Consider the following 15,286-nt stretch of genomic DNA (forward strand, 5'->3'; position numbering starts at 1 on the left):
GCTCCCGTCCAAGTCCAGCATAATCTGGACCGAACTTCTTCGCCCAACACCGGATCGTCTCATAAGAAACGACGATACCGCGCTCCAATAGCATCTCTTCCACCAGCCGCAGGCTCAACGGAAATCGAATGTAAAGCCAGACCGCGTGCGCGATCACAGACGATGGGTAGCGATGACGCTTGTAACTGACTTTGGGCTGGAGCATGGCTGCCAACTACCAGCCAACAACTTCATCTCCAGCTAACCTGACATCACCCCCTTGTCTTTTGCAATGAGCAATATCGGGATGCATTCCCGTTTTTTCGCGACGCCCGGGTCGTCGGTGCGCATATCAGCGACATATTGCGCAGGGTAGCGGAAACGGGCGAGCGTATCGACATGCCCGACGTGGCTTCAGAGCAATGGATCGAGTTGGCGGCAGCAAGCCTTCCTGTCAACAAGGACGAAGAAATCCAGCTTAAGAACGGCGAGTGGCGCGCACTTAAAACCCGGCTCGCCCATGATGGCACGGCAATGGTCGTCGTGTCTCACATCACGGCAACGAAGCAGGCGGAAATCGCTCTCCAGGAATCGGCTAACCAGTTGAGCGCCCTTGCAGACACGGATGGACTGACCAATCTCACTAATCGCCGCGCTTTCGATCGGGTTTTTGCGACCCAAACCGAACATTGTATCAGCAAGGGTATGCCGCTCAGTGTCCTGATAATCGATGTCGACCGCTTCAAAGCCTACAACGACACCTATGGCCATCTTGCCGGTGATGACTGCCTGCGCGCCGTAGGAAGATGTCTCGACAGGTCGGTGAAGCGTGCGGCGGATCTCGTTGCGTGCTATGGCGGCGAGGAGTTCGTAGTTCTGCTTCCGAACACCGACGAAAAGGGCGCTGCAATCGTTGCCGACGAATTTGCTCGTTTCCTGGCCTACGAGTACATTCCACATGCGGGGAGCGAGTTCGGGCGAATGACCGCTAGTATAGGAATCTCGACAGCCACGGGGAAAGGCTTGCACTTCGGCTCAGCGCGTATCCTTTCAGAAGCCGATGGCGCCCTCTATGAAGCGAAAGAGAACGGTCGCAATCAATCGGTTGCGCGGACGCTTTCGGGCGGAGTGACTGCTTCACTTCAGTAGAGATCGAAGGTATTGAAATGGCGTCCTTTAGCTGTTGCCGCTGAACCAACCACAGCCGAACTGGCAGGGTCGCCGACTTGCAAGCATCCTATTGGTCAATCCGATACAGATGTACATGGCTGACCACCATGGATCGATCAAGGGCAGAGATCCGGCGGCACCTCCGCCAAGAGATGTCCATCTGATGCTGCGCGGGCCCACAGCGCCTGTCGGCGGGAAACCTTCCTCGGCCGATCACACAACGACTGCCTGATTGCCCGCAACATACGGTCACTCCCAGGACTGGCGACCGATACAACGAAAACCGGTCATGGCTGCACACACCGTTAGCGCGTGGACGCCGGACACCTGGATTGATCTACCGACAACGGCCGACCGGCTCTTGCGGCGGCATCAACGACAATAAACTACGTCGCGCGCCATCACCCGGCCTCAGCAATATATGACGAGGTTTCAACCGGCCTTGCGCAAGGTATCCGCCAGCATGTGGATATGGTGTGCGCCGATACCGCAACAACCACCAATCATCGACGCCCCCGCATCGGCCCATTCGCAGGCGAAGCGGGAATAGACGTCACCGGTGAGGTCTTCCCGGGTGTCATGAAGACCTTGGTTGGCCGCCTGGTCATCGGTATCGCTCTCGAAGGCATTGGCATAGACCCCGATTTTCACCACCGAATCGTTTTTGCGAAAAACGACTGACGCTGTCTCGACCGCTGTCTTCATGACTTCCGGGCGGGCGCAATTGAACAGCAAGCCTTCCGCACCAGAGCTTGCCGCCCACTCGGCAGCCGCGCGCACGGTTTCGCCAGAACGAAGTTTCGCCTCCCCCCCTGCCATCTGCGCTGCGTCATCGGCCAAAGTGAAGGAAATCCACAAGGGCTTGGGCGACACCTTGATCGCCTGGCGAACCGCCTCGCCCTCAGCGATGAGGCTGAGCGTCTCGCCGAGCCAGACATCGACATAGGGCGCCAGATTGGCGACTAGGACTCTCAGATAGTGTTGCACCCGGGCCGGATCGAAATTCTCAGGCTCGTAGGAACCGAAGATCGGCGGGAGCGATCCCGCCACGAGAACCTTGCGACCGGCTGCATCAGCCGCCTCGCGGGCAAGCTTTCCAGACAAGGCGGCAAGCGAAGCCCCATCCCGTTCGAAGGCTTGCTCGCCGATATGGAAGGGAACCAGCGCATAAGAATTCGTGGTGACGACATCGGCGCCTGCCACGATAAATTCGTCATGCACGCGACGAACAATTTCAGGACTATTCATCAAGGCGAGAGCGGACCATTCGGGCTGCTTTAGCTCCGCGCCGAGACGGAGAAGTTCGCGGCTCACGCCACCGTCGAGGATGAGGATGTCTTTCATGGTCAGTTCTCCGTGAGATGCGGTCAAGGGGTCAGTGCCTGATCGAGGTCGGCCAGGATATCTGCCTTAGCCTCAAGCCCGATCGACAGGCGAAACAGCCCGTCGCCGGCATGGGCGCGATAATCAGCCAGTTGGTTTCCGGTGAGACGGAAGGTCGACGCCATCATCTCCTCGGTGTCGAGAAGGACCACGAGGCTGCGTTGATGACCAAGAGAAAAGGCATAGTGAATGACCCTCAATCGCTCGGCGAACCGTTGAGCAACGGCCTTGGGATTGTGGGTCTGAAAGCCGATCATGCCGCCGAAGACATCCATCTGCCGTTTCGCCAATGTGTGCTGGGGATGCGTCTCAAGGCCCGGATAGATCACCCGCTCGACCTCGCCATGGGCTTCGAGAAAACGTGCAACGTCCATTGCTGTTTCTGATACGAGGCGCACGCGGGGATAAAGCGTGTCGATGCCACGCATGATGAGCCAGGCGGACTGGGCCGAAAGGGTCGCTCCGAGATAGACGCCGGCCCGAGCGCGGATGCGGGCGATCAGTTCGCGCCGACCGATGACCGCGCCACCGAGTACATCGCCATGTCCATTGATGAACTTGGTCAGCGAATGCAGGACAAGATCGATACCATGGGCCAATGGCCGGGTTGCAACGGGTGTGGCAAAGGTCGAGTCAACCGAGATCAGCGCCCCGTGCCGATGGGCAAGCGTTGCCAAGGCCTGAAGATCGACAACCCTGAGGATGGGATTGACGGGGCTCTCGCAATGAATGAGGCGTGTATTGGGTCGGACCGCAGCCTCGACCTCGTCCAGACGGGCCATGTTGACCGGCGTGACCTCGATACCGAAGTCGGGCAATACACGTTGCGTGAGTTCGACCGCACCGGCGTAGCAGACATCCGAGACGACAAGATGATCGCCGGCCTTGAGCAAGGTGAACAGCATGCCGGCGATCGACGCCATTCCGGTGGCGCTGGCAAGCGCATCATCCGCGCCCTCAAGAGCCGCAAGACGCTGTTCTAGCTGCCTTACCGTCGGGTTTGTCCAGCGGGCATAGAGGTAGGGCAATTGAGCAAGATCCTCGATACCGTCCGCCGAAAAGGCTCCGTCGCCCGGCATCAGGACGTTGTTGACCGACATCGACATATTGGGCGCGATCGCCCCAGTCGAGGGATCGACGATGAGGCCTGCGTCGAGCGAAAGGGTCTCGGCACTGAGCGTTGAAGGAAGCGGACGGGTCACGAAGTTATCCGGCATCGGGAGTCTCTCCTGCACTGTCAGCGGCGGATGGGCACCTGCGCCTCGACCACACCAAAGGCGCGGGTGATCAGGGCGGTCAGTGCGACATAGAAGAGGGTGACGACCAGAAGTGGCTCATAGACCAGCAGTGTGTCCTGCCGGATCTTGTAGGCGACCGCGTATAGATCCATGACCGTCACAGTGAAAGCGAGGGGTGTCGCCTTGAGCTGAAGCACGACCTCACCCGCGATGGTGGGCAAGGCAATGCGGATGGCACGGGGCAACCATATGCGGCGCACCACGGTCAAGCGGCTCATGCCGAGCGCCCTGCCCGCCTCCAGCTCGCCCTTTGGCACCGATAGAAGCGCCCCGCGCAGAACTTCGGCTTCGTAGGCTGCGTAGTTCAGGGTAAAGGACACGGCAGCGAAGAAGAAACCTTCACGCAGAAGCGGCCAGAGAAAACTCTGGCGCAGGCCCGGAACCATCGGCAGCAGCGAGCCGATGCCGTAGTAGAGCAGCCAGAGCTGGATCAACAACGGCGTGCCGCGAAACACCGTGGAGAACCAACGCGCAAGGCTGCGTAAGACGCATCCCCCGCTGACCTGGGCAAAGGCAAGGCCGATCGCCAGCAGAAAACCGAGGCTGACCGAAATGACGAGCAGCGCCACGGTCTGGAAAGCCCCGTCAATCAGGAGCGGCCAATATTTTGCCAGCCAGTCGAATTTCATTGACAGCGCCTCCGATCAGGCCACGACAGGCTGGCTGCGGCGCAGGCGGCGCTCAAGCCAGTGAACGACAAGATTGGAGACAAGCGTAATCGCCAGATAAAGGATGGCCGCGGCGAGAAAGAACAGGAAATATTGCTTGGTATTGGCACCTGCCAGGCGTGTCGTCAGCGCCAGTTCCTGATATCCGACGACGGCCACCAGAGCGCTGTCCTTGGTGACGGACATCCACAGATTGGAAAGACCCGGCAATGCGTTGGGCAGAAGTGCCGGCAGGGTGACACGGCGAAACCGCAGAAGCGGCGACATGCCGAAGGCGCGCGCCGCCTCGATCTGACCCACGGGGATCGCAAGGATCGCCCCCCGCAGAACCTCGGTCATGTAGGCGCCCTGAACAAACCCGAGAACGGCAACCGCTGCGACAAAACCGTTGACCTCGACAGCGGGCAGTCCAAAAGCTGCAAGCAGGCGGTTTAGACCGTCCGTTCCGGCATAGTAGAGCCCGACGATCAGGATCAACTCGGGCACGGCACGGATAATTGCGGTATAGAGATTGAGTGTCAAAGCCAGAGGCCGGTTGCCAGCGAGCTTCGCAATCGCTCCGCCAAACCCAATCAGCAAACCGATGGCAAAGGCAGAAGCCGAGATGGCGACAGTGCTCGCGGCGCCGCTCAGCAAGGCGCCGCCCCAGCCGGGAGGCTCGAGCGCCAACAATTGCCAAACTGTCATCGGGTTCGCCGCCATCCTCGGCCGTTTCCTTGCCGTCTACTTGCCGTAGACGTCGAAGGTGAAATACTTCTTCGATATCTCGTCATATTTTCCAGACGTGCGGACGGCGGCGATCGCAGCATTCAGCTTTGCCTTCAGTGCGGCATCGTCCTTGCGAAGGCCGCCACCAATACCGATGCCCAGCACCGCAGGATCATCCGCGACATCGCCCATATCGGCGCAGCAATCCTTGCCAAAGTCGGTCTTGAGAAAGTCGGAAAGCGGAATAGCGTCGCCGAAGACATAGTCGATACGACCTGAAGCCAGGTCCTGGAAGGCTTCATCCAGGGTCTGATAGGTCTGTTCCTCCGCCTTCTCGGCAAAATAGGCCTTGAAATACTCCGACTGGACCGTCGAAACCTGAATGCCGATTGTCTTTCCGGCAACCGCTTCTGGCGCCGCCCCAGGCGCGCCATCCTTGGGCCCGATCAGTTTGCTCGGCGTATTGTAGTATTTGTCGGTGAAGTCGATCGTCTTCAGGCGTTCGTCGGTGATCGACATGGACGACCAGATGACATCGAACTTGTTCGACTGGAGCGCCGGAATCAGGCCGTCCCAGGAAACGTCCACGACCGAGCAGGTCTCCTTCATCTCAGCGCAAACAGCATTCATGAGGTCGATTTCCCAGCCGTTCCAGGTACCGGCAGCATCCTTGGCGAAAAAGGGCGGATAGGCCTCGTTCATGATACCGAAGCGGACCTCGGCCTGAGCGCTAAAGGCGGTGGCGGCAACTGCGGCACCGGCCAGCAAAAGCGAGATCAGTTTCATTGTCGTATTTCCCCTGGTTCGTGGTTTAAGGATCAATAGGTCAAGCGTCGGACCTGCGGCCGGAAAGTCCGCCGGTGAATTCTCTGCAACGGGCGCTTTTGGGATTTCCGAAGATCTGGTCGGGAGGCCCCTCCTCCTCGACCCGACCGCGATCGAGGAACATCACATGGCTCGAGACGTCGCGGGCAAAGGCCATCTCATGGGTTACGAGCAACATCGTGCGTCCCTCCTCGGCGAGCGCGCGAATAACATTGAGCACTTCGCCGACGAGTTCGGGATCGAGTGCGGATGTCGGCTCATCGAACAACATCACGGCAGGATCGACGCAGAGCGCCCTCGCAATCGCCGCACGCTGCTGCTGGCCACCCGACAGAAAAGCCGGATAGACATTCCGCTTGTCATAGAGCCCAACCTTGGCCAACAGGGACTCCGCCTTTTCGATCGCTTCGCGGCGCGGAACCTTCAGCACATGTATGGGAGCCTCGATCACGTTTTCCAGCACGGTTCGATGCGCCCAGAGATTGAAGCTCTGGAACACCATTCCAAGCCCGGTTCTCAAACGCTCAAGCTGGCGTCGATCAACCGCCTCCAGACCACCCCTACGGCCGGGTTTCAGGCGCATTTCCTCACCAGCAATGACGATCCGGCCACGGTCGGGGGCATCCAGAAGGTTTATGCAGCGAAGGAAGGTGCTCTTTCCCGAGCCGGACGAACCGATGATCGAAACGACATCGCCGCGCATGGCCTTTAGCGAGATACCCTTGAGGATCTCGGTCTCGCCAAAACTTTTGTGGATGTCGGTTACGTCCAACGCGGCGGTGACGGGTTCGTTCATTGCAATCCGTGGCAATTAGGCTTCCACACGACCATAAAGGCGCAATTGCACATATTTCCCGCGCATTTTTCGAAATTGACGCCAAAATTATGCAAAAAGTTTAGTTCTGACGCTCGGATTCCGTAGCCATCCGACAGCCTGTGTCGTAAGGCTGCTGCCGAACACTCAAAGCTGGGAATTCCGCCATGACGGAACGAATGGATCAATTCGACAGGAACATTCTTGATATCCTGCAGCGCGACTGCCAGCGAAAGGCCGAAACCATCGCTGCCATGGTCGGCTTGTCACCCTCCGCCGTTCAGCGTCGATTGAAACGGCTGAGAGCCGAGGGCATCATCACCGCCGAGATCGCAGTGGTTGACCGCAAGTCGACCAATTACCCGATGACGTTCATTGCCGGCATGGAGATCGAGCGTGATAATTACGACGCCCTGGTCCGCTTCAAGAACTGGGCGCTCAAACAGGACAACATCCAGCAGGTCTACTACGTCACCGGCCAGGTTGATCTGGTCGCCATCATCACCGCCCGCGACGTAGAACACTACGACGACATCAGCGCTCAACTGATGTCGGAAAACCCGCAGATCAAACGCATGCACACGAATGTCGTCCTGCGCGACATCAAGACGGGCCTTCACATTCCGATCAAGGACTGACGACATCGAGACCTCGTTTCGCCGCCAGCTTGTTGTTGGGGACGGCGAGCAGATACTTATCGCTTGCCATGCTCATGAAGCGAAGACTGCCGTGTTTTCCACCGGCCGGATGAAGCCGAGATCGTTCTGGCCATTCTCCAGTCCCGGATGATGTTATCGGTTGAGCCGCTCTGGATATGCAGCTGGATGTCGGGATCCGACCGGTCGAACTTTACCAGAAACCGTGGCAACACACCGCTGGTGGCCGTATAGATCGTGCCGATTTGATCCGCGTTACCGTCTTGCCAGTCACCGACCGGGTGATCTCGGTCGATAGATCGATATCGCTGACTCCGCCTCGTTTGCGGCCGGTCACCTCATCGAGGCTTCCCAAATGTTCCAAATCCGCAAGTGCGGCATTGGCAGTCGGCGCGGATAGGCCCGTCTTTTGAGCTACAGCAGGATTTGACTCGTTTTCCGTTTCGCGCCAACCTACCCAATTCGTTGTAATCAATTGCCTACAAACAACTTTTCGCTGCCTGACCGGATCACATTGAAATGGAAAATGATGGTTTAGACTCACGCGACAGCCGACGCGCCAGTACCAAGCGACGCCGTGAGGCGGTGCATGTGCCCTGACGCTGCAGAAAGCAATCTGATGCTTACCTGAAGCTGGGGAGACGCGGGCTGCCTCAGACGCCGCGTCTGTTGCCCCAGAGCAGAACATGCAGTTGCGGCAGCACATGCGCCTCGAACCACCGGTCGGCCGTAACCCTGTCGATGAGCCAGAGCATCCGGTCCATGATGCCGTCAATATCCACCTTCGCTGTGTCGCAATCGGGTGGCGGCGGTGTGTGATTGCCGGGCTGGAGGTAAACCGGAAGACTTGTGTAGCGGGCCGCGGCGTTGCGAGCATAGGCGTAATCATCGTCATCGAAGACAACGATTTTCAATGCGATCCGCGGACCTTTGCCGGCCAGACGCAGACAGGCATCAAAGGCATCCCAGTCCGTTTCCATACCGCTTGACGGCGGCTTCGGGCTCAACACCAGAACGTCGAGATTGGCAAACCAGTCCTTGGCAATGCTGCCTTGGGTCTCCAGCGCAAAGCGATAGCCGTCGCGATGTCCGTGCTCAATCAGTTCGCCAAGCGGCTGGATTGCCGGATTGCCGCCCGAGAGCGAGACCGTAAGCGGTCTGGAACCGGAAAGCCTTGTCACCTCCCGCCAGATCGCGTCAACCGACATCGGGAGCCACTGATCGCGATATTCGCTCGCAACCGCATGCAGCGTATCGCACCACGAGCAACGATAGTCACAGCCACCGGTCCGGACGAAAACAGTCGGGAGGCCCATCAGCACACCCTCCCCCTGGATCGTAGGTCCGAAGATCTCACTGATACGTATCTGCGTCTCCCCAATGGTCATGGCCTGTATTCCGCCCACGTCTTTGGCGTTTCGCTGACGCGCACGGCCGAGGTTTCCGGCAGCCGCTCCTTGCACCAGTCGTAGAAATGCTTTGCGAGATATTCCGCCGTGACCTGGCCATGGCCGAGAGTGTCATTCAGGTGTCGGTGATCGAAGCTCTCGTCGATATAGTGCTTGAGCGGTCCAAGCTCATGGTAGTCGCGAACGAAGCCGTCGCCGTTCAGGGTAATAGCCGACAGTTCCACCTCGACAACGTAGTTGTGGCCGTGCAGGCGCGCGCATTGATGTTCGGCCGGCAAACGCGTGAGTCGATGCGAGGCGGAGAAGTGAAATTCCTTGGTGATCCGGAACACTACTTCTCCTCCGAGACGGAGAAGCCGGTGGTCACCGCCACCCAGAAATCCGGATCCTCGTAGTCGGTCGGGTCGGCAACCCCGGCAAGATGAAACGCCTCCCGACGCTCGACGCAGGTTCCGCAGCGGCCGCAATGGCGCGCACCACCCTTGTAGCAAGACCAGGTCTCGGCAAACGGGGTGCCGTTGCTCGCCCCGTCGGTCACGATATCGGCCTTCGATATACGAACATAGGGCGCGTAGAGCGAGACGCTGGCATAACCGTCGAGAGCCTGGCTCTGCATCGCCTCAAATGCGTCTATGAAGCCGGGGCGGCAGTCGGGGTAGATGAAATGATCGCCGCCATGCACGGCGACCCCGACGGCGTCTGCTTTTTGCGCCGCCGCAAGCCCGAAGGCAATGGCCAGCATGATCGCGTTGCGGTTCGGGACGACAGTCACTCTCATCGTCTCCTCGGCATAGTGCCCGTCCGGAACGGCAATATCGTCGGTCAGGGCCGAGCCGGTGAGATGGGCGCCGATATTGCTGATGTCGATGATCTGATGGGCAACGCCCAGCCGCCTGGCGCATGCGGCGGCGAAGTCCAGTTCCTTTCGATGCCGCTGTCCGTAATCGAAGGAGAGAAGGCCGACGAGTTGGTGTTCCGCTGCCACCTTATGGGCGAGCGAAACAGAGTCCAATCCGCCGGAGCAGATGACGATGGTGTTCACGATGTTGGATCCCTTGTTTTGACCGGGTGGGCTGCGACCGGATTGCGGGTGTCTTGTAAGACAAACATGCCCCGTTGTGAAGACAGGAGATAACGTCGCGCGTAAGTTTGCGGGTCTTAGTGAGATCTGAACCGGCGTACTATAACGAACGCGTGGGATAACAATGCTTTACAGAACCTGAAAGGTTATACGACGGGTTTTGCAAAAAAAGCCACCCCGCTCGCATCGTCCGCAGGTTCGTCCTGCGGCCACAATGATTGCGCAGATTTCACGTTTGCTTCTTTTTTACCTCATCGATCCTCGGCAGAAACCAGGTCAGAAGTCCCGCAAGCGGAAGAAACGAGCAGAGGCGGCAGACAGTCTCTATGCCGTAGGTGTCGGCGGTTCGCCGCCCCATCTTGGTGCCGACCGGGAGATCGAAGAATGCGAAAATCCCCATATAACGAAGCTCTTCGGTTTTCATCAGGAAAACCGGGAAGTGCCAGCTGGCCGGAGTTCCATGGTCCATACAACGCCCGAAACTTTCCGCGGCGGGGATGGAGCCGCAAGTGGAAATGACCTAGGGGCAAACTGCCTGATAGGCGCGCTTGAAATAGACAAGTGCCTCCTGCCGGTCGCTGGCGCACACATCGATGACCTGGCACATCAGGATGATATGGGTGCCAACTTCGACTGTCTCGGTCACCGTGCAGTCGAAGGAGACGAGTGCATCCTCGAGCAGGGGAGCGCCGGACTTGCCGTAAGTCCAGCGGGCTGCCGCAAAACGATCGGCCATCGGCGTCTTGCCGCCGAATAGCGCCGACACCGCTTCATGGCCGGGCGCTAGGGCATTGACCGAGACGACCCTGTTTTCCAGCACGGCGGGTGCCGCCGAACTTTTGCGATTGAGGCAGACCAGCAAAGTCGGCGGATCATCGGTGACGCTGGTCACTGCCGTCGCGGTGAAGCCGGCAAGGCCGGCCGGACCATGGGAGGCAATGACATTCACGGCTGCGGCGAACGAGGCCATACCGTCGCGATAGGTTTCCCGCGTCACCGGCACCAGAACGGATCCGATCGCTGAAGGTTCGGCATGGGGTTCTGTCATCATCGTCATGGAATTCCTCCGCGTCGGGCTGTTTGCAGCAGAACGGGACGGCGGGCACGGATGCCCGCCGTCGAGGCTCAGAATTCGCGCAAAGTGTCGCGTAACAATTCGTGCTTGTAGCTGGTGCGGGCAAGGCCGCGCTTCTGAAGCGCCGGCACGAGGCCGTCTGCCACTTCCGCCAGATAGCGGCGGCTGACGCGCAATACCGGCGTCGTGATCAGGAATCCGTCGCCGCCGACTTCCGCCATTACCTCGCCCATACGCTCGGCCACCTGATCCGGCGTGCCGATCAGCTCGACGGAAGACACAAGGCCGCCACCGCCATCGACGACCAGTTCACGCAGCGTCTTACCGCTTCCCCATTGCTGGAACTTGTCGAGCGTACCGGATTCACCATTGGTTACCAGCTTTTCCGGCAGAGGCTGGTCGAGTTCGAACTGGGCAAAGTCAATCTCTGTGATGGCCGACAGCGACGACAGGGTGTCGATGATGAAATGCTCTGACGACAGCTGGCGCTTGTATTTTTCCCGTGCCTCGAACTCTGTCTCGCCGAGCGTCGGCGTGATGCAGAACAGAACCTTGATCTCATCGGGATCACGGCCGATCTTTTCCGCCCGCAGACGGATATCGTCTCGGAATGCCTTCATTTCCTTGACGCCAGAAGCAACCGAGATGATCGAATCCGCATGGCGGGCAGCAAAGTCACGGCCGCGCGGCGAGGCACCCGCCTGCACATAGAGCGGCTTCTGCTGCGGCGACGGCACCGTGTTGAGCGGGCCGCGCACCTGGTAATGCTTGCCGGAATGGTCGATTGTGCGGACCTTGGACGGATCGACATAAATGCCGTTTTCACGGTCGAGCACCACGGCGTCGGTATCCCAGCTGGCAAACAGCTTGTTGACCACCTCGAGATATTCGTCCGCCATCTCGTAGCGCGTCTCGCGCAGCGGCAGCTTGTCCATGTTGAAATTCTTCGCCGCCAGATCCTCGGCGCTGGTCACGATATTCCAACCGAAACGACCGCGCGTCAGGCTGTCGATCGTCGAGCAGAGACGGGCGAGCAGGAAGGGCGGGTAGGCCATGGTCGACATGGTGGCCACGACGCCGAGCCTGGAGGTCGCCATGCCCATGGCGGTGGCAAGTGGCGCCGGATCATGCTTGGGCACCATCATCGCGTTCTTCAGGGCGATATCGCGCGAGCCGCCATAGGTCTGCGGTACCATCAGCTTGTCCTCGATCATGATGTAATCGAAGCAGGCGCGTTCGAGGGTCTGGGCCATTTCGATGTAGAAGCGCCCATCCCACGGGCTTCCGCCCTGACCGAAAGGCTCGCGCCATTCGTCGGGGGTGAAATTCATGAACCAGGCGAGGTGCATCGGTTTGGTCGCCATGGGGAACTCCTCTTGATCAGCGATATTGGTGCAGGGGGATAACGGTCGCGCGGCTCAGCTCGAAGCGGGCCGAGTCGCGCACGATCAGGGGCTTGGCCTCGAAATCGGAAATGATGCCGGCGCCAAAACGCTCCGGCGCATGCGGATCCTTGCGGTGCTTGTCGATGGCGATGACGCGGGTGCCAAGCTCGAAGGCCTCGCCCATGTCATGCGTCACCATGACGATGGTCATCTGCCGCTCGTTCCACAATTCGCGGATCAGCACATGCATGCTCTTGCGCGTGACCGGATCGAGAGCACCGAAGGGTTCGTCGAGCAGCAAAACCTTGGGCTGCATGATAAGTGCCTGGGCAATCGCCAGCCGCTGCTGCATGCCGCCGGACAGCTGCTGCGGATATTTGTTGATCGCATCCTTCAGGCCGACCCGCTCGAGAAGCGCAATCGCACGGTCGCGCAAGGCCTTGCGGCGATCCCCGAACAGCATGCCAAGGAAAGCGGAACCGCGCCATTGCGGACCGAGCATGACATTGCCAAGCACGGTCTTGTGCGGAAAGACCGAATATCGCTGGAATACGACGCCGCGGTCATCGGTCGGCTCGCCGGCAATCGGCTCGCCGTCGATCAGGATCTGGCCACGCGTCGGCACTTCCTGGCTGAGCAGCATGCGCAGCATCGTCGTCTTGCCGACACCGCTCGGGCCAACGATCGAGAGGAATTCATGGTCTTTCAGGGTCAGGCTGACATTTTCCAGAATGACGGTGTCGCCGTATTCCTTCCAGACCTTGTCGATGACGATCTCGACCATGTCATCCCTCCTTCAGCACGGACCAGGGGAACAGCCGGGCCGAGAGTTTGCGCAATGCCAGATCGATGAGGAAAGCGAGCAGCGTGATCCAGATGACGTAAGGCAGGATGACATCCATCGCGAGATAACGGCGAACGAGAAAGACACGGTGACCGAGACCCCCTTCAGCGGTGATCGCTTCGGCCGCGATGACGAAGAGCCAGGTCGCCCCGAGCTGCAGGCGTACGGCATTGATCAAACCTGGCAGTATCTGTGGCAGTATGACATGCATCATCATCTGCCAAGTCGAGCCGCCGAGCGTCTGCGCCTTGATGATCTGTTCGCGCGGAATCGCATCGATGCGCAGAACAACGTCGCGCATCAGGCAGGGCGCGACACCGAAGACGATCAGCACGATCTTCGAGACTTCGCCGAGACCAAACAGGATGAAAAGGATCGGCAATACCGCCAGCGGCGGCACCAGCGAGATGGCGGCCAGAACCGGATCGAAGGCCGCACGCAGCTGGGGAATGAAGCCGATCGGCGTTCCAAGAACCAGGCCGAGCAATGCGCAAAGCCCGAGCCCGACAAGCAGCCGCCAGAGGCTAAGATAGGTGTCCCACCAGAACAGCAGCGTTCCACTCGCCTTGTCGGGTGTGAACATCATGCGTTCCATCGCCGCCTTGAACGAGGTCAGGGCCGGCATCAGCTTGTCGGTCGGATTGACCGACAGCCTAGCCTCTGATGCGAGGACATAGACCAGCAGTATCAGCAAAAAAGGCAGAATGCCAAGGAAGAGGCGTTGCCCCCTGGAGGGAGGATAGTTGATGATGCGCTTCACGATTTCATCCTCTTCATCCCTGCCTCGTCATCCCTGGCTCGACCTCACTTCAGCTGCAATGCGTGCTTGCCAAGTGTCTGCGTCGTTCAGAGCCCGCCTTCGGCGGCCAGCTTGGTGTAGGATGCATCCACCCGCAGTTTGACATTCGCCGGATCTCCCAGTAGCGAACCATCGGCGAGCTCGATGCCGATCGCATCCACTGAGGTCGCACCCTCACCGAACAGGCCGCGGTCGAAGGAGAATTTGCGGATATCGTCCATCGCCGTCTTGGTCGTGGCGGCGGTGAGGAAGGTTGCCGCGTCTGCCGGCGTGTAGAAGAAGAAGGTCGTATCGACTTGCGTCTTCAGGCCGGCATCATCCGTGCCGAGAGCACCTGCCATATAATCGTTGACGGGCTTGGCAGCGTCGCCGCCTGCCTTGATGGCAGCAAGCGCCTCATACCATGCCCCGGTCATCGCCTTGCCGAAATCCGGGTTTTCCTTCATCACAGCGGTATTCCCGATGAAGACGTCCATGATCTCGCCAGGGATCTGCGAGCTGTCGAACAGGACCTTGGAATCTTTCGATCCGGCCAGCATGTCGGCGGTCATCGGCTTCCAGGAGGCGGCAGTCTGGATTTCGTCATTGGCGAGATAGGCAGCGGAAATATCGGCATCAGAAATGTTGACCGTCTTCACCTCGCCGACACCGCTCAGCCCGTTCATCACGAGAGCGCGGTTGAGCAGGTAATGCGACACGCTGTACTCGACGAGATAGACATCCCTGCCCTTGAGATCGGCAACGGAAGCCGCGGATTTCGACATCAGAACGTCATTGCCGTTCGAATAGTCGGTAATCAGAAATATCGAGGTATCGACACCGCCGGCAGCCGGCATTGTCAGCGCATCCATGCCGGCGACGCCGACCGCATCGAAATCGCCGGCGATGAACTGGTTGATGGATCCGACATAGTCGTTGACCAGCACCATCTCGATTTCGATGCCGTATTTGTCGGCCCATTTTTTCAGGATGCCGGATTCCTTGATATAGCCCATCGGCATGAAGCCGACATAGATGGAATAGCCAACCTTGAATGTGGTCTTTGGCGCTGCAAATGCAGATGTGGACAGCGTCACACACGCGACCAGAAGCAGGAGGGCGGATTGAGCGAAGGCAACGAAAAATACGTTTCATCGGCTTGTCTCCAGGACTGTTCTCTCTGAGGATTGCCAATAACTAAGCAATCGTTTAA

Annotated in this window: 16 protein-coding genes and 3 pseudogenes; 2 read left to right on the forward strand and 17 right to left on the reverse strand. The window is 59.1% G+C overall.

The features are described 5' to 3' along the window. Positions 1–205: pseudogene (locus PDO_RS01215) on the reverse strand (IS6 family transposase); the annotation flags it as partial. A gap of 53 nt (positions 206–258) precedes the next feature. Between PDO_RS01215 and PDO_RS01220 the strand changes: the two are divergent. Beyond that, a pseudogene (locus PDO_RS01220) lies at positions 259–1,128 on the forward strand (sensor domain-containing diguanylate cyclase); the annotation flags it as partial. Between the two features lie 453 nt (positions 1,129–1,581). Here PDO_RS01220 and PDO_RS01225 read toward each other — a convergent pair. From PDO_RS01225 to PDO_RS01250, 6 genes are read right to left on the reverse strand one after another with little or no spacing between them, the layout of a single operon-like run. After that, positions 1,582–2,493 carry a homocysteine S-methyltransferase family protein gene (locus PDO_RS01225; RefSeq protein WP_007596792.1) on the reverse strand — a complete coding sequence of 304 codons (912 nt, stop codon included), beginning with the start codon at positions 2,491–2,493 and terminating at the stop codon, positions 1,582–1,584. A 23-nt stretch (positions 2,494–2,516) separates the two neighbouring features. Continuing rightward, positions 2,517–3,749, reverse strand: coding sequence for a trans-sulfuration enzyme family protein (locus PDO_RS01230; RefSeq protein ID WP_007596793.1), 1,233 nt, complete (start codon positions 3,747–3,749; stop codon positions 2,517–2,519). 20 nt (positions 3,750–3,769) lie between these two features. Beyond that, positions 3,770–4,459: an ABC transporter permease gene (locus tag PDO_RS01235; RefSeq protein WP_007596794.1), complete on the reverse strand. Its 690-nt coding sequence runs from the start codon at positions 4,457–4,459 to the stop codon at positions 3,770–3,772. A gap of 15 nt (positions 4,460–4,474) precedes the next feature. After that, entirely contained in the window at positions 4,475–5,200 is a 726-nt protein-coding gene (locus PDO_RS01240) for an ABC transporter permease (protein ID WP_007596795.1), read from the reverse strand. 21 nt (positions 5,201–5,221) lie between these two features. After that, on the reverse strand, positions 5,222–5,992 hold the full coding sequence (locus PDO_RS01245; protein ID WP_007596796.1) for a transporter substrate-binding domain-containing protein: 771 nt from the start codon (positions 5,990–5,992) through the stop codon (positions 5,222–5,224). A gap of 40 nt (positions 5,993–6,032) precedes the next feature. Continuing rightward, entirely contained in the window at positions 6,033–6,827 is a 795-nt protein-coding gene (locus tag PDO_RS01250; RefSeq protein WP_007596797.1) for an ABC transporter ATP-binding protein, read from the reverse strand. 185 nt (positions 6,828–7,012) lie between these two features. On the opposite strand from PDO_RS01250, the gene PDO_RS01255 reads away from it, so the two are divergent. Next, positions 7,013–7,483: an Lrp/AsnC family transcriptional regulator gene (locus PDO_RS01255; protein WP_007596798.1), complete on the forward strand. Its 471-nt coding sequence runs from the start codon at positions 7,013–7,015 to the stop codon at positions 7,481–7,483. A gap of 13 nt (positions 7,484–7,496) precedes the next feature. Here the strand turns inward: PDO_RS01255 and PDO_RS28875 are convergent. From PDO_RS28875 to PDO_RS01300, 10 genes and pseudogenes are all read right to left on the reverse strand, one after another. Continuing rightward, a pseudogene (locus tag PDO_RS28875) lies at positions 7,497–7,820 on the reverse strand (LysR substrate-binding domain-containing protein); the annotation flags it as partial. A 334-nt stretch (positions 7,821–8,154) separates the two neighbouring features. Beyond that, a complete protein-coding gene (queE, locus tag PDO_RS01260; RefSeq protein WP_007596800.1) occupies positions 8,155–8,889 on the reverse strand; it encodes a 7-carboxy-7-deazaguanine synthase QueE in 735 nt (244 codons plus the stop codon). Next, positions 8,886–9,242 (reverse strand): 6-carboxytetrahydropterin synthase QueD, encoded by a 357-nt coding sequence (gene queD, locus PDO_RS01265; protein ID WP_007596802.1) that lies wholly within the window; start codon positions 9,240–9,242, stop codon positions 8,886–8,888. The genes queE and queD overlap by 4 nt, the downstream gene beginning before the upstream one ends. Continuing rightward, positions 9,242–9,952, reverse strand: coding sequence for a 7-cyano-7-deazaguanine synthase QueC (gene queC / locus PDO_RS01270; protein WP_007596803.1), 711 nt, complete (start codon positions 9,950–9,952; stop codon positions 9,242–9,244). Before queC ends, queD begins: the two co-directional genes overlap by 1 nt. 268 nt (positions 9,953–10,220) lie before the next feature. Next, the gene (locus tag PDO_RS01275) at positions 10,221–10,415 is read right to left on the reverse strand and encodes a hypothetical protein (RefSeq protein ID WP_141649783.1); all 195 of its coding nucleotides are present in this window, start codon (positions 10,413–10,415) and stop codon (positions 10,221–10,223) included. Between the two features lie 96 nt (positions 10,416–10,511). After that, positions 10,512–11,048, reverse strand: a complete 537-nt coding sequence (locus PDO_RS01280; RefSeq protein ID WP_007596806.1) for a flavin reductase — start codon at positions 11,046–11,048, stop codon at positions 10,512–10,514. 68 nt (positions 11,049–11,116) lie between these two features. Continuing rightward, complete coding sequence (locus PDO_RS01285; RefSeq protein ID WP_007596808.1) at positions 11,117–12,430, reverse strand: NtaA/DmoA family FMN-dependent monooxygenase; 1,314 nt, start codon at positions 12,428–12,430, stop codon at positions 11,117–11,119. Positions 12,431–12,446: 16 nt separating this feature from the next. Then, complete coding sequence (locus PDO_RS01290; protein ID WP_007596811.1) at positions 12,447–13,235, reverse strand: ABC transporter ATP-binding protein; 789 nt, start codon at positions 13,233–13,235, stop codon at positions 12,447–12,449. A 1-nt stretch (position 13,236) separates the two neighbouring features. Continuing rightward, a complete protein-coding gene (locus tag PDO_RS01295; protein ID WP_007596813.1) occupies positions 13,237–14,055 on the reverse strand; it encodes an ABC transporter permease in 819 nt (272 codons plus the stop codon). Between the two features lie 86 nt (positions 14,056–14,141). Then, positions 14,142–15,170: a putative urea ABC transporter substrate-binding protein gene (locus PDO_RS01300; protein ID WP_007596815.1), complete on the reverse strand. Its 1,029-nt coding sequence runs from the start codon at positions 15,168–15,170 to the stop codon at positions 14,142–14,144. Between the last annotated feature and the right edge of the window lie 116 nt (positions 15,171–15,286).

The organism is Rhizobium sp. PDO1-076 (genome assembly GCF_000247475.1).
Classification (GTDB): domain Bacteria; phylum Pseudomonadota; class Alphaproteobacteria; order Rhizobiales; family Rhizobiaceae; genus Allorhizobium.

Coding starts and splice junctions, on each gene's coding strand:
- PDO_RS01225 (WP_007596792.1), bottom strand. CDS start 2,493: ATGAAAGACATCCTCATCCTCGACGGTGGCGTGAGCCGCGAACTTCTC.
- PDO_RS01230 (WP_007596793.1), bottom strand. CDS start 3,749: ATGCCGGATAACTTCGTGACCCGTCCGCTTCCTTCAACGCTCAGTGCC.
- PDO_RS01235 (WP_007596794.1), bottom strand. CDS start 4,459: ATGAAATTCGACTGGCTGGCAAAATATTGGCCGCTCCTGATTGACGGG.
- PDO_RS01240 (WP_007596795.1), bottom strand. CDS start 5,200: ATGGCGGCGAACCCGATGACAGTTTGGCAATTGTTGGCGCTCGAGCCT.
- PDO_RS01245 (WP_007596796.1), bottom strand. CDS start 5,992: ATGAAACTGATCTCGCTTTTGCTGGCCGGTGCCGCAGTTGCCGCCACC.
- PDO_RS01250 (WP_007596797.1), bottom strand. CDS start 6,827: ATGAACGAACCCGTCACCGCCGCGTTGGACGTAACCGACATCCACAAA.
- PDO_RS01255 (WP_007596798.1), top strand. CDS start 7,013: ATGACGGAACGAATGGATCAATTCGACAGGAACATTCTTGATATCCTG.
- queE (WP_007596800.1), bottom strand. CDS start 8,889: ATGACCATTGGGGAGACGCAGATACGTATCAGTGAGATCTTCGGACCT.
- PDO_RS01275 (WP_141649783.1), bottom strand. CDS start 10,415: ATGAAAACCGAAGAGCTTCGTTATATGGGGATTTTCGCATTCTTCGAT.
- PDO_RS01280 (WP_007596806.1), bottom strand. CDS start 11,048: ATGACGATGATGACAGAACCCCATGCCGAACCTTCAGCGATCGGATCC.
- PDO_RS01285 (WP_007596808.1), bottom strand. CDS start 12,430: ATGGCGACCAAACCGATGCACCTCGCCTGGTTCATGAATTTCACCCCC.
- PDO_RS01290 (WP_007596811.1), bottom strand. CDS start 13,235: ATGGTCGAGATCGTCATCGACAAGGTCTGGAAGGAATACGGCGACACC.